A 12998-nucleotide genomic window follows, 5' to 3' on the forward strand; every position below is an offset into this window, starting at 1 on the left:
TTCTTTATGTAATGCTTAGGCCGTTACAGCGTGATCTTCTTCTAAAGATACAGATGAAGAAGCTCTCTCTGTTTTTTCCATAAATCTCCCTGTAAAAGCAAAGAAAACAACTAAAATTAAGGTAATCCAATGGTTAAAAAGATATGGTGCGAATTCCTTCCACGTGAGGCCAAGAGCAGCAGTTATAACAAGATGCCCTCCACTCCAGGGAACATACGCACCAGAATAACAAGCTGATTCGATAATCGTCCGAGAAACATTTATGTCTCCTAATCCAATACGTCTATATGCTGGAGAGTACATTCTGCCGTTGAGAATCATGGCAACATATACGCTACTGGAAAGGTAAACCGTAAGGATGGTTGTAAAAAGAGATGTTGTTACAAGGGGACCCGAAGAAGAAGTTAATTTGCCTAGTTTTTCGATGAGAATATCAAGCACCCCTATCTCTTCCACAGCTCCCGCGAATGAAAAGGCACAAAAAATAATTAAAGTAAGTCCCATCATGGAACTCAGCCCTCCACCACTAAGGAGTTTGTCGAGAAACGCTATACCGGAGGTTGACTTGTACCCACTATATAGAACTTTAAAAACCTGAGGCAAGGTCATTCCCTGAATAAAAACGGCAAGTATGGCACCTAATGCAACACCTAATATCAAAACTGGAAGAATGGGCTTTCTTAATATGGCAAGAATTAATACCACTAAAATGGGAGTAATCAAAATGACATTCATTGTATACTGATTTGTAATGCCTTCTGTTACTGTATTGACAATAGAATAATCAATGGCACCGCCACTGTAACGCATACCGAGAACAGCATAGATAATGACCGCTAGTCCAACGGCCACACCCGATGTCGAAAACATGCTTTTAAAAAGTTTGAAAACATCTTGTCCTGTTACAGCAGCTGCTAAATTACAAGAATCTGAAAGAGGACTCCATTTATCCCCAAGAAAAGAACCAGCTACAATTGCTCCACCTGCGAGACCAGCAGGAATACCCAAACCCTGAGCAATACCAATAAGAGCTACGCCAAAAGTACTCACGATCGTCCACGAAGACCCTGTAGCCATGGAAACGATACCTGTGATGAGAAAGGCAGAAACAAGGAAAATAGATGGGTTCAAAATTTTTAATCCCCAAAGAATAAGGATTGGAGTCGTTCCAGAAGCCAACCACGAAGCGATAATTAAACCAACCATAAGCAAAATAAAAATTGCTGGCATGCCTACTTCAAAAACATGGAGTATCCGTTTTAAAATATCATCCCATGAAAACCGTAATATAAACATTCCATAGGTAGACGCAAGCACCGTACAAAGTAAAATAGCCATACCTGTAGGTATCTTTGCCTTCAAAACACTCCACATAAGAATAGCAACAAAACAAAATAACAAACCGACAGCTTCAGGAAAACTAATCTTCCTTTTCGTTTTTTGCTCAACTTTCTGTTCCATATGTCCCCCTCCTTCTATGAAATAGCTTTTCATATATTAAAAATATATTAAAAAGTCAGACTTTATAGAGAGACAAAAACATTACTGTAGCGTGCTTAAAAGCATGCTGTTCAATTTCTTTCTACTAGAACATTAGGGGAAATACGGGGAACTTATGCTCTACCTAAACTTATTTAACTCCTTGCTCATCTAAGTTTGGCATCCAACTATCCACCGTTTTGATTATTCTGGGAATCAAGGCAAAACCTTTTACTGTTACGCCTGGTACTTCCGGCAAGATCTTGTAAAGGTAATTAAACATCGCATCATTATCTTTAAAACGAGCTTGTATAGACACGCTGTTATCGTCTTGTCCTCTCGCTACATAAAAAATTTCCGGAGTATTTAAGAAACATTCGATCGCTGCTTCTTCCTTTTGAGGATCAATTTGTAGAAAAATATCTACGGCCGAAATGTATCCAAAAGCTAAAGGGTTAACGACAATTGAATAACGAATTACAGCACTCTCAACAAGCTTATCGATTCTCCGTCGTACAGTGCGCTCATTTGCCTCTAGAATTCGCGCTATTTCAGCAGCGGATCTTTGGCTGTTTTCTTTTAATTCTCTAATAATCGCTATATCGAGTTCATCTATTACTCTTTTTGTGACCGTTTCAGACATATTATTTTCCCTTTCAGTCATTATTTTGTCTTTATCGACATATATACCATTCATATAAAATAAAGTCAATAAAGCATTTTGTATTTATTGCCGCTAAATTAAAACTAACTCATAATTTTAAATTTTGATAAAAAGAAGGGGCTGCTTTTTTGCAGCCCCTTTGAAGTATCTATCTTATATTAATTCGCCCTTTGCAACAAAAATAACGCTTCCTCCAACGTGAACATCAACTACTCCTCCATCATGATCTCTAGCTGAAAGGAAGAGAAGAGAAGGTCTATTAATAGCGTATCCCTGTTCAACACGTATATTTTCTATGGAAGGCGTTCCTAAAACTTTATGACGAACAAGATAGGCAGCTAGGCATCCCCCCGAACTTCCAGTTGCAGGATCTTCTTCCACTCCAAAGCAAGAGGTTAAAACCCGAACGTGAAGATGATTTTGACTATGAATAGGTTGTTTACAATAGATAGAAAGAGCAACTTTCCCCACTCTCTCTATAAAATCTTCATATGCATCACGATTTATACGAATACGAAGAAGAGTTTCTCTACGTTTTATAGGAATAATTACTGTAGGCAAACCTGTAGATACCCATTGAATAGGAGTCTGCGTATCAAAATCTTTCGCATTAAGACCTAATACTTTTGCCAAATCTTCAACAGGGTAAACTGGACCAAACTCCGGTTGATTCTGTTTCATAATATACAGTTGATCCTCGCGCATTACAGGAATAAGCCCAACCTGGAGATTCAAAACAATAGAATCGGGGTTACCCGGTGCAATATCACGAGCAATAACAGCTGCCGTTCCCAATGTGGGGTGCCCTGCAAAAGGCACCTCTCCCCCTGGAGTAAAGATACGAACAGCATATCCACCATTAACTGGTGAATCGTTCATAATAAACGTCGTCTCTGAATAATTCATCTCTCGAGTAATACTCTGCATATCTTCTGTGGAAAAATCTTTTGCGTCACGTACAACGGCAAGCTGATTCCCTGAATACTTTTTTTCAGCAAAAACATCTACAATATAAAACTCATGCTTTTTCATTATTTCCCCTCCCCTCATTTTGTTTTTTCTCTAAAAATGCTTATACAAGCAAATCTATGGGCCACGGGAAATTATTGTAGGTTTGAAGCAAGCTCACTTGGGAAATTGTCAGGAAGTAAAAAGTGCTATTTATATATGTATTATACCTTTATTTAACTTGACAAACTAAGCACAAAGAGTAACACTATAAACACAATTCGTAACACGATAATTTTTGAGGGGGTTTTTAGCAGTGAGAAACTGGAAAAAACAAATTATTGTTCCTCTTGTTATGGTTTGCTCTTTATTTATTTTCGCTTCTCCATTATGGGCTCATTTTCAAGTTATTTTACCTAGCCAAAATATCGTATCGCAAGATGGAGAAAAAAAGGTGGAGCTCAATCTCCTCTTTACACATCCATTTGAACAACAGCTTATGAATATGGAAAAGCCCGTTCAATTTGGAGTTATGGCTCGCTCAGAAAAGACAGATCTTATGAAAACTCTTACTGAAGAAACATCAAAAGACGGTTTAAAAAGCTGGAAAGCTTCTTATGCAATAAAACGCCCAGGAGACCATATCTTTTACGTAGAACCTTCTCCGTACTGGGAACCAGCAGAAGATAAATATATTATTCATTACACAAAAACTGTTGTTAATGCTTTCGGAATGGAAGAAGGTTGGGATGAACCAGTAGGTCTTCGTGCAGAAATTATTCCTCTCACCCGCCCTTATGGCCTATGGGCTGGCAATGTTTTTCAGGGAAAAGTTGTGGTTGATGGAAAGCCTGTTTCTGGTGCAGATGTAGAAGTCGAGTTTTATAATGGGGAAAATGCTGTCAAAGCTCCTGCGGATCCTTTTATTACCCAGGTAGTACGCACAGATGATCAAGGTATTTTCACGTACGTAATGCCATGGGAAGGATGGTGGGGTTTTGCAGCTCTTACAGATGCTCCTGAAACGATGAAAACCCCTGATGGCAAAAATGATGCCGCTATAGAATTAGGGGCAGTTTTGTGGGTAAAGACGGTGAATAAAAACTAATGCATATTGCAGAAGGTGTACTTTCTCTTCCTGTTCTTCTTATTGGAGCTTCAGGAGCTGCTGCAGGTGTTGCAGTTGGTTTAAAAAAAATAAACATAGAGACGATTCCTCGTGCAGGAATCGTCTCTGCTGCTTTGTTCGTTTCATCTCTCATACACGTTAATATTGGTCCAACAAGTGCTCACTTAATTCTGAATGGCATCGGAGGTCTTTTACTAGGATTAGGTCTTTTCCCCTCATATCTTGTTGCCCTCTTTCTTCAGGCTCTTCTTTTCCAGTTCGGGGGTCTTGTGGTGCTTGGGGTTAATACATGTACTATGGCTTTATCTGGCATATTGGGAGGGCTATTAGGACGGTACCTTCTACGTCTTGGGAAACCTGTCTGGCTTGCCGGAGCTTTAGCTGGCGCCACTGGCGTAGCTGGTGCTGGCATCTTTACCGCTCTTGCTCTTGCGGGAAGTGGCGAAGCCTTTTTCATGACTGCCAAACTTATTCTTCTTGCCCATATTCCCGTTATAGGAATAGAATCACTTGTCGGGGCTTTTATCATGACATATATCTCTCGTGTTATGCCGTCTCTTTTGGAGGAATGGAAAAAATGAAAATAAGAACATTACTTGTTAAATTTTTGAGTATAACAATGATTCTTTTCATATGGGCTGGTGTAGCATCTGCTCATAAATTAAGTGTCTTTGCTTATATCGAAAACAATACTCTTGTCGGGGAAGCCTATTTCAATGATGGAGCGCCGGTTCGTCATTCTGCAATACACGTTAGTGACACCGAAAATAATCTAATTGCCGAAGGAACTACTGACGAAAAGGGCCAATTTTCTATCCCCATTGATATAACAGACCTACAGTCTCTCTTGGTTTCAGTAAATGGCGGTATGGGGCATATGGGGCAAACTGTAGTAACCATAGACACAGCAGAACCAGATAAAGCTACAGAAAAAGCAGAAAAAGAAACTAATTCAAATGCAACAGAAAGTTCAAATTCAACAATCTCTCTCTCAGAAGAAAATATTTCTGCTCTTATGCAGGAAATCGTTCAAAAAGAAATGGCCCCTCTTCGAAACGAACTTTTTTTGCTTCGTAAGGAGATTTCAAAACCTAAATTGAGTGAAATTATTGGCGGGATAGGGTATATTGTAGGTCTTGTTGGAGTAGCCCTCTGGGTTGGAGGACGTAAAAAGTATGGGCAACAGTAATTTTCCTTCTTTAAACTATCAAATTGATATTCCTGAAGGCTTTTTAAATCGAATTCCTGCTTCGATTAAAGTTGTGCTTGTCTTCATATTCGCTTTATGTGTCGCTTTTCTGCAATCTGTTGCAGCACAACTCTTTTTGCTTGTTTATGCTATTATGCTCGTTGCTATTGCTCGTATTCCCATCAAGGTACTTAGTTCTCGTCTTCTTGCTCTTAATGGTTTTATTCTTATGATGTGGTTAACGCTTCCTTTCTCTTCTGAAAGTGGAACCCACCTTGCGTTGCTTATTACAATTAGAGCTCATGCAGCAACCTTGGCATTTATAGCTCTTTTGCGGACAACATCCATGCCAGACCTTCTACAGGCACTTCACCTTCTTCACGTTCCCCAAAAGCTTATTCTTTTGCTTCACTTCACATATAGATATGCTCACGTTTTGTCAGAAGAACTACAAAAAATTCATAAAAGCATGGTATTAAGAGGATTCCATCCTTCTTTATCCTTTACAACATTCAGCGCTTACGGTAACCTTGTCGGCATGTTGCTTATACGAAGTATCATTCGTTCAGAGCGAGTTTCTAAAGCTATGGTATTACGTGGATTTAATGGCTCTTTCCCGTTTTTCCCCTCTCATGTAATACCTTCGTCTCCTGATACTCTTCGCATGGCAGCTCTCTATGTTCTGTTGGCGGGGTGTTTTATTGTATGATGCCACTATTGCGCTTAGAAAATATTGCTTTTGCCTATCCCAGAAGTTTGCCTTTATTTACAAATCTCTCTTTTGAAATATTTGAAAAAGAAAAAATCTATATTCGAGGAAAAAATGGAGCAGGGAAAACCACTCTCTTTTCTCTGATTATGGGATTGCTCCGCCCACAGCGAGGAGACATCCTTCTTAAGGGAAACGTGATTAAAACTTCAAAGGATCTTCGGTATTTACGCCAGAGAATAGGCTTCCTTTTTCAAGATCCCGATGATCAGCTTTTTTGCCCAACACTGCTTGATGACGTGCTCTTTGGCCCTCTCAATGCAGGCATCAATAAAGAAGAGGCCCATAAACAAGCTATAGATGTTTTGGAAACCCTTAACATATCCAATCTTGCCCATACGCCTCCATATGCCCTGTCTGGGGGGCAAAAGAGACTAGGAGCCTTAGCAGCCGTTCTTGCAATGAAACCAGACCTATTGCTGCTTGACGAACCTTCAAGTGGTCTTGATGAAGATGCTTGGCACAATCTCGTAAATGTTCTAAATCAGCTTGATATGGCTCTTATTATCGCCTCGCATGACATCCCCTTTCTGGAACATGTAACTCACCAGGGATACGAACTCTCATCTGGAACGCTCACATTTTCACAATAAGGTATTGACATATATCCCTCCCTATGTGGTAATATTGCCACATAGGGAGGGATTGGTTTGGATGCAAAGCTACAACAAGAAAAGGCCGCCATTTTTAAAGCGTTAGGACACCCCGTACGCCTTTCCATTGTGGAAGCCCTAGCCAAGAAAGAAATGTGTGCCTGCGAAATCGCTGATCTTTTCCACTTTGATAGAACAACCATCAGCAAGCACCTCGCCCTTCTTCGGGATCTTGATATTATAGATGACCGTAAAGAGGGTTTGCATATTTATTACTCTTTGAAAATGCGTTGTCTCTTCTCTATGTTGCAATGTGTTGAACATACTATTCAGGGACATCCGATTCATAAAGAGCATTATGCTTCGTGCTTGTGCATGATGGGAAAGGAGACAAAAAATGAAGATACAGATACTGGGAACAGGCTGCCCTAAGTGTAAAAAACTTGCGGAAATGACTGAAAAAGCAGCACATGATTTGAACATTGATTATGAGCTTGAAAAGGTAACAGATATTAAGGATATTATGTCTTTCGGGGTCATTGGTACTCCGGGACTCGTAGTAGACGGGAAAGTGCTTCTTGCAGGTCGAGTGCCAACAGAAAATGCTCTAAAAGACCTCCTCCGCAACGAAATAAAGTAAGAAACTACCCCGATTTTTCAATCGGGGTTTATTTAAGAGGCTTATGTGAAGTATTCGCCACTTACTAACGAAAGGACGCAAACAGTATGAGTGATCGAAAAAAATTTCTATGGATTGTTTCAGCATTTTTGTTATTTTATTTTCTACCGGCAGACGCCCCTCGCGTTCACGGAGCAGCGATAGAAGCTCTGGCCATGCTCCATGAGTATGCCAGAGAACACGTTCTACTATGTCTTGTACCGGCCTTTTTTATTGCCGGAGCTATTTCTGTTTTTGTCAGTCAACAATCTGTCATGAAATATTTAGGCAGTCAGGCAAAAAAGATTGTTTCGTACTCTGTTGCAGCCGTTTCAGGAACAATTCTTGCTGTCTGTTCATGTACTGTTCTCCCGCTCTTCGCCGGAATCTACGCTCGGGGAGCTGGAATTGGGCCTGCCTCAGCTTTCCTCTATTCAGGACCAGCCATAAATGTTTTGGCAATTATCCTGACAGCAAGGGTTCTCGGTTTTGAAATGGGTTTGGCACGTGCCATTGGAGCCATTGTCTTCAGCGTTCTTATAGGGCTCGCCATGGCTTTTATTTTTAGAAAAGAGGAAGAGAAACGTCAGGAAGGTTTCGCATCCGTACCCATAGAAGAGCCAACACGACCTCTGTGGCAAACTGTATGGACTATGGCCAGTATGGTTATTTTTCTTGTCTTTGCCAACTGGGCTGCTCCTAAACTGGAATCTGGAACGTGGGCAGCAATATATAACGTAAAGTGGGTTTTAGCCGGTCTCGCTCTGCTTTCCACTATCTGGGCCACCGTGAAATGGTTCTCCAGAGATGAACAAAGTGAATGGCTTGGCGCAACATGGGGATATGGCCTTCAGGTTTTACCACTACTTTTCTCAGGAGTGCTGCTCGCTGGTTTCCTGTTGGGACGCCCGGGGCATGAAGCTCTTATTCCGAGTCAATATGTTGCAGCTCTCGTCGGAGGGAATTCCATCTTCTCAAACTTCTTTGCCTCAATCGCCGGAGCTTTCATGTATTTTGCCACACTAACTGAAGTTCCTATTCTTCAGGGGCTTATGGGGGCAGGAATGGGGAAAGGTCCCGCTTTAGCCCTTCTTTTAGCTGGACCCGCTCTTTCTCTCCCTAATATGTTAGTTATTCGAAGCATCATGGGGACTAAAAAAACAATTGCCTATGTCTCTCTTGTCGTTATTCTATCCACTTTAGCAGGAATTATTTACGGAACCTTTTTTTAACGGCTCTGTTTAGCATTTATACATTTGCGCAGGGCTTCGAGAGCAAGCGAAAAGGATGTGAATATATATGCAACACTACAAGCTTAAAGAACTTAACTGCCATGGCTGCGCTTCTCTTATCGAGGCTGAAATATCGAATATTCCCGGCGTTACAGGTGCTCTCTTTGATTTTGATACCAAAATACTGAGAGTTGAAACTGCCAGTAATAATCTCGAAGACCAAGTCAAAGCTATCGTTAATCGTATTGAACCCGGAGTCACCGTGGAATCTCTTGATGAAGAACCTTTTCTTCAGATAAAAAGTTCAACTTCAACATGGAGAGTTCTCTATGAGCGATTTCAAGAAGAAGGAAAAAGCTTAGTTGCAGGAGCGTTACTTTTCGCCATTGGTCTCATTTTCAGAAAACAACTTTCATCAACGCCATACGCTATAGGAGAATATGGCGTTTTCCTCCTTGCCTATTTTCTGAGCGGCCAAGAAGTACTCTGGAACACTCTCAAAAATTTAAAAGCTCGAAAAGGTATGGACGAATTCTTCCTGATGTCTATCGCCACAATTGCTGCCATTCTTATTGGGGAACTTCCAGAGGCTGTAGCAGTTATGCTTTTTTATAGAACAGGAGAACTCTTTCAAGAGATTTCTGCCTCTCGTTCTAGAAGTTCTATCAAGTCTCTTCTGGCTGCCCGCCCTCAACACGCGCAAGTCCTCAGAGATGGGGAGGAAATAGAGCTAAAACCAGAAGATGTCCGCATAGACGATCTTATTATCGTCAGGCCAGGAGAAAAGATACCTCTTGATGGAATGATCGAATCGGGGTTTTCTCAAATCGATCAATCGCCTCTTACCGGAGAACCTGTTCCTATACAAGCCGAACCAGGCAAAAACGTCTATGGAGGAAGCATCAATTTACGCGGTGTTCTTACGATTCGAGTTACATCTCTCTTTGAGGAAACAGCCATAGCTAAAATACTCGAAATGGTAGAATTTGCCGTTGCCCGAAAGTCTCCGACAGAGCGTTTTATTACGACCTTTGCGAAGTATTACACACCAGCGGTTGTTATAGGAGCCGCAGCTGTTGCTATCATTCCACCCCTCGTAGGAAATGGCACATTCGCAAGCTGGCTATACAGAGCCCTTGTACTTCTCGTTATTTCGTGTCCCTGCGCTCTGGTAATCAGTATTCCACTCGGTTATTTTGGAGGAATCGGAGCTGGGTCACGCCAGGGGATTCTTATCAAAGGCGGTAACGTTCTCGATGCTCTTACTTCGGTAAAAACCGTTGCTTTCGATAAAACGGGAACCCTGACACAAGGAGTTTTTTCCGTAACCCAAATTGTTCCTCAAGAGGGCATTGAAGCAAAAGAACTTCTTACACTTGCTGCATCTTTAGAGCAAGGATCAAATCACCCTATAGCCCGTTCTATAACAGATGCTGTTAAAGAAAACAATCTTATCACTCCAGAATCTCTTGAAGAATTTGCCGGCAAGGGGTTACACGGTGTTATAGAAGGAGAAATTATAAACGTAGGGAATTCAAAGCTACTTGATGAAGAGGGCTTCAAAAACATTACAACACCTGAGCAGGGAACGATTGTTCATGTAACTCGCGGTAATCATTATCTCGGATATATTGTTGTTTCAGACGTTATTCGTTCTGACGCTTATCAAACATTACAAGCTTTAAAAAAAGCTGGCGTAGAAAAAACCGTTATGTTAACAGGCGATTCAGAAAGCGGAGCAAAATGGGTGGCAAATAAAGTAGGAGTCGACACCTATGCAGCGAACTTGTTGCCTCAAGACAAAGTTACTGAACTCAACAAGTTGAAATCGGAGTTGCCCATCAAAAATACAACAATCTTTGTCGGAGACGGCCTTAATGATGCTCCTGCGCTGGCAGCATCCGACATCGGCATAGCCATGGGGGGGTTGGGATCTGAAGCTGCCATAGAAACAGCCGACGTGGTCATTTTAGACGATGCTCCTTCTAAAGTGGCAGACGCTCTTCTTCTCGCACGGAGAACTCGGCATATAGTGTGGCAAAACATTGTTCTTGCCCTTGCTACGAAAGGATTTTTCATAGCCCTCGGAATAGCAGGCATAGCAGGGATGTGGGAAGCCGTATTTGCTGATGTAGGAGTTGCCCTTCTGGCTGTGTTGAATTCGACGCGGACAATGAACTTCACCTCGGCGAATACGAGATGAGATAAAGAAGAAAATTTTTGAATTTATAGAGGAGAGGAGACAGATGATGGACTGGGAAAAAGCACCTCGTGATACTGTCGTTTGTTACTGCAAAAATATCAATAAACAACAAATATTGCGTGCCGTAACAGATGGAGCAAAAACCTTGAAAGATATTCAGAATATAACCGGAGCCTGTACTGGAAATCAATGCGAGACATTGAATCCTTCTGGGAAATGTTGTTCAAGTGATATTAACGAACTTCTGCGTATCTATGTACCTGTTTTTGAACGACTTTCAAGTGGCAACTGTGGTTGAAAAAAATAGCGATTATGTCTCGTGGAGACAACAAAGATAAAATCGCATACTAAAGTAAGAGGGGAACAATATCGTTTCCCTCTTACTTTTTGACGGCTTCAATACATCGCGTCAAAGCACGATCATATATCTCTTTATCAGGACAATAGAGACGGAGAACCGTTTTATTTTTTTTCTTTAAGCCAATAACACGCCACTTTTCAAAGGGTTCTATTGTGTCAACACGATTCCAATATACTCTTTTCTCGGCTCTTTTCGTTACATCCAGGTCAGAAACAGGAAATGGACGAGTGGCAAAAAGAGGGGCATGAGAAACGGCACGTCCACGTACAGTTACATACAAAACGCCCTCTCTGTCGAGATAAAAGCGCCCATAGAAACGATTGCTGAAAAATAAAAGAGAAACGAGAACAAAAACACCACTAAACATTAAAGCGGCAAATCCCCCAACCTTAATAGCCAGCCATAAAGCATAAATGGTAAAAACGCCACTCAAACCAAAAATAGCAATAACGCCTATTCCCGTTACTACAATCCAAATAAAGAGGGCAAATATGATAAATTCTATAAGAACAAAAGGATTGGAAAGCATGGGAATTCCCGTTTCCCATGAAAGAGGCTTTTCTTCCCTTTCATTCCGATCACTTCCAGGTTCACGCAATAAAACATCTTTCATGTGCCGAGTCATGATCTTCCTCCCTTCTATCCTCCCAAACTTACTCCTATGAGCCTTCCTATAACATAGGTAACGCCAGCAGCACTAAGCCCAAAGAAAATCTGGCGCAATCCAGAGAAAAGAAGGCTCTTACCTGTAACAAGAGTAATACCGGCACCAATAAGGAAAAGGCCAATGGTACTTAATAGAGCGCTCAATATAATAGCAGCGGTTCCTTCAAGAAAAAAGAAGGGAAAAACGGGAAATATCGCCCCTATAGAAAACAAGAAAAAGGATGTTAAAGCTGCCTCCCATGCGGAACCGCCAAGTTCGTCGGGATCTATACCAAGTTCTTCGCGAGCAAGAGTGTCGAGAGCTGTATTAGGATCAGAAATCATATGATGTGCCATTTGACGGGCTTTTTCTGGAGCAATACCTTTGGCCTGATAGATAAGAGCCAACTCTTCCATTTCTTCTTCAGGACTCTCTTCAAGTTCTTCCTGTTCAATACCAATCTGATTCTCATAAAGTTCTCTGGAACTCTGAACAGAGAGCCATTCACCTAAAGCCATGGAAATAGCTCCTGCTAAAAGGCCTGCCAAACCTGTTATGAGAATAGTATGAGCACTCATTTCTGCACCAGCAACCCCCATAACAAGGCTTAAATTAGAGACGAGACCATCATTCGCTCCAAGTACGGCAGCACGCAGAGCATTGCCTCCTGTTGCCGGGTGGCGACCTTCAAGGCGGGCTACTGCCCCACCTTCAAGACCTTTACCTTCTTTAGATAAAACACGGAAAATTCGAGAGTGAGATCGCTCCTGAGCAGCCATGGATTGGGCAAGTGGATCGTTCTGCTCTGAATATGATGAACCGGCTTTACTTTCTATAGCTGCTACAGAGGGAAGAATAAAAGAGGTGCCCAATACTTTAGAAAGAAAGGTATATGTGCGTAAACGCCATCCTTTTTTGAATACGGGAACCACGCCGCCGGATTCTTCTATTTTTTTCACCCATTTGGCAGCGTGGCTCCGTTCAGTTTCTGCTAAGCGTTTATAAATATCTGCTAAAGACTCATTTTTTTCATGGAGAGTCATTATATCGTAAAGTTCTGCTGCTTCTAGTTCTTCTAAAAGATTTCGTTTATATCGTTTAAGATCATCTGATGCTGTCAATTTTTT

Annotated in this window: 15 protein-coding genes; 10 read left to right on the forward strand and 5 right to left on the reverse strand. The window is 41.4% G+C overall.

All coding sequences use genetic code 11. The features are described 5' to 3' along the window. Nucleotides 1-15 precede the first annotated feature (15 nt). From VB083_RS06670 to VB083_RS06680, 3 genes are all read right to left on the reverse strand, one after another. Entirely contained in the window at nt 16-1461 is a 1446-nt protein-coding gene (locus tag VB083_RS06670; RefSeq protein ID WP_213691777.1) for a Na+/H+ antiporter NhaC family protein, read from the reverse strand. Nucleotides 1462-1630: 169 nt separating this feature from the next. Continuing rightward, a complete protein-coding gene (locus tag VB083_RS06675) occupies nt 1631-2122 on the reverse strand; it encodes an Lrp/AsnC family transcriptional regulator (protein ID WP_213691778.1) in 492 nt (163 codons plus the stop codon). Nucleotides 2123-2296: 174 nt separating this feature from the next. Further along, nucleotides 2297-3175, reverse strand: coding sequence for a PhzF family phenazine biosynthesis protein (locus tag VB083_RS06680; protein ID WP_213692186.1), 879 nt, complete (start codon nt 3173-3175; stop codon nt 2297-2299). Nucleotides 3176-3407: 232 nt separating this feature from the next. Between VB083_RS06680 and VB083_RS06685 the strand changes: the two genes are divergently transcribed. The 10 genes from VB083_RS06685 (at nt 3408) to VB083_RS06730 (ending at nt 11162) form a co-directional block, all read left to right on the forward strand. After that, nucleotides 3408-4199, forward strand: coding sequence for a DUF4198 domain-containing protein (locus tag VB083_RS06685; protein ID WP_307879617.1), 792 nt, complete (start codon nt 3408-3410; stop codon nt 4197-4199). Beyond that, nucleotides 4199-4801, forward strand: coding sequence for a cobalt transporter CbiM (gene cbiM / locus VB083_RS06690; RefSeq protein WP_213692187.1), 603 nt, complete (start codon nt 4199-4201; stop codon nt 4799-4801). Before VB083_RS06685 ends, cbiM begins: the two co-directional genes overlap by 1 nt. Continuing rightward, the gene (locus tag VB083_RS06695; RefSeq protein WP_213692188.1) at nt 4798-5409 is read left to right on the forward strand and encodes a carboxypeptidase-like regulatory domain-containing protein; all 612 of its coding nucleotides are present in this window, start codon (nt 4798-4800) and stop codon (nt 5407-5409) included. The genes cbiM and VB083_RS06695 overlap by 4 nt, the downstream gene beginning before the upstream one ends. After that, a complete protein-coding gene (gene cbiQ / locus VB083_RS06700) occupies nt 5396-6118 on the forward strand; it encodes a cobalt ECF transporter T component CbiQ (RefSeq protein WP_307879618.1) in 723 nt (240 codons plus the stop codon). The genes VB083_RS06695 and cbiQ overlap by 14 nt, the downstream gene beginning before the upstream one ends. Next, nucleotides 6115-6771 carry an energy-coupling factor ABC transporter ATP-binding protein gene (locus VB083_RS06705; RefSeq protein ID WP_213692190.1) on the forward strand — a complete coding sequence of 219 codons (657 nt, stop codon included), beginning with the start codon at nt 6115-6117 and terminating at the stop codon, nt 6769-6771. Before cbiQ ends, VB083_RS06705 begins: the two co-directional genes overlap by 4 nt. 57 nt (nt 6772-6828) lie before the next feature. Further along, nucleotides 6829-7203 carry an ArsR/SmtB family transcription factor gene (locus tag VB083_RS06710; RefSeq protein WP_213692191.1) on the forward strand — a complete coding sequence of 125 codons (375 nt, stop codon included), beginning with the start codon at nt 6829-6831 and terminating at the stop codon, nt 7201-7203. Then, nucleotides 7169-7411: a thioredoxin family protein gene (locus tag VB083_RS06715; RefSeq protein WP_213692192.1), complete on the forward strand. Its 243-nt coding sequence runs from the start codon at nt 7169-7171 to the stop codon at nt 7409-7411. Before VB083_RS06710 ends, VB083_RS06715 begins: the two co-directional genes overlap by 35 nt. 86 nt (nt 7412-7497) lie before the next feature. Beyond that, complete coding sequence (locus VB083_RS06720) at nt 7498-8661, forward strand: permease (RefSeq protein WP_213692193.1); 1164 nt, start codon at nt 7498-7500, stop codon at nt 8659-8661. 67 nt (nt 8662-8728) lie between these two features. Beyond that, nucleotides 8729-10864 (forward strand): heavy metal translocating P-type ATPase, encoded by a 2136-nt coding sequence (locus VB083_RS06725; protein WP_323401888.1) that lies wholly within the window; start codon nt 8729-8731, stop codon nt 10862-10864. Nucleotides 10865-10907: 43 nt separating this feature from the next. After that, nucleotides 10908-11162, forward strand: a complete 255-nt coding sequence (locus VB083_RS06730) for a (2Fe-2S)-binding protein (RefSeq protein ID WP_307879621.1) — start codon at nt 10908-10910, stop codon at nt 11160-11162. Between the two features lie 82 nt (nt 11163-11244). Here the strand turns inward: VB083_RS06730 and VB083_RS06735 are convergent, their stop codons facing one another. Together VB083_RS06735 and VB083_RS06740 are read right to left on the reverse strand one after the other, a co-directional pair. Beyond that, complete coding sequence (locus VB083_RS06735) at nt 11245-11850, reverse strand: hypothetical protein (RefSeq protein ID WP_213692195.1); 606 nt, start codon at nt 11848-11850, stop codon at nt 11245-11247. Nucleotides 11851-11864: 14 nt separating this feature from the next. After that, entirely contained in the window at nt 11865-12992 is a 1128-nt protein-coding gene (locus tag VB083_RS06740; protein ID WP_213692196.1) for a VIT1/CCC1 transporter family protein, read from the reverse strand. Between the last annotated feature and the right edge of the window lie 6 nt (nt 12993-12998).

Origin of the sequence: Aminobacterium sp. (assembly GCF_034926885.1) — a bacterium.
Classification (GTDB): Bacteria; Synergistota; Synergistia; order Synergistales; family Aminobacteriaceae; genus Aminobacterium.

Coding starts and splice junctions, on each gene's coding strand:
- VB083_RS06670 (WP_213691777.1), bottom strand. CDS start 1,461: ATGGAACAGAAAGTTGAGCAAAAAACGAAAAGGAAGATTAGTTTTCCT.
- VB083_RS06675 (WP_213691778.1), bottom strand. CDS start 2,122: ATGTCTGAAACGGTCACAAAAAGAGTAATAGATGAACTCGATATAGCG.
- VB083_RS06680 (WP_213692186.1), bottom strand. CDS start 3,175: ATGAAAAAGCATGAGTTTTATATTGTAGATGTTTTTGCTGAAAAAAAG.
- cbiM (WP_213692187.1), top strand. CDS start 4,199: ATGCATATTGCAGAAGGTGTACTTTCTCTTCCTGTTCTTCTTATTGGA.
- VB083_RS06695 (WP_213692188.1), top strand. CDS start 4,798: ATGAAAATAAGAACATTACTTGTTAAATTTTTGAGTATAACAATGATT.
- cbiQ (WP_307879618.1), top strand. CDS start 5,396: ATGGGCAACAGTAATTTTCCTTCTTTAAACTATCAAATTGATATTCCT.
- VB083_RS06705 (WP_213692190.1), top strand. CDS start 6,115: ATGATGCCACTATTGCGCTTAGAAAATATTGCTTTTGCCTATCCCAGA.
- VB083_RS06715 (WP_213692192.1), top strand. CDS start 7,169: ATGAAGATACAGATACTGGGAACAGGCTGCCCTAAGTGTAAAAAACTT.
- VB083_RS06720 (WP_213692193.1), top strand. CDS start 7,498: ATGAGTGATCGAAAAAAATTTCTATGGATTGTTTCAGCATTTTTGTTA.
- VB083_RS06725 (WP_323401888.1), top strand. CDS start 8,729: ATGCAACACTACAAGCTTAAAGAACTTAACTGCCATGGCTGCGCTTCT.
- VB083_RS06730 (WP_307879621.1), top strand. CDS start 10,908: ATGATGGACTGGGAAAAAGCACCTCGTGATACTGTCGTTTGTTACTGC.
- VB083_RS06735 (WP_213692195.1), bottom strand. CDS start 11,850: ATGACTCGGCACATGAAAGATGTTTTATTGCGTGAACCTGGAAGTGAT.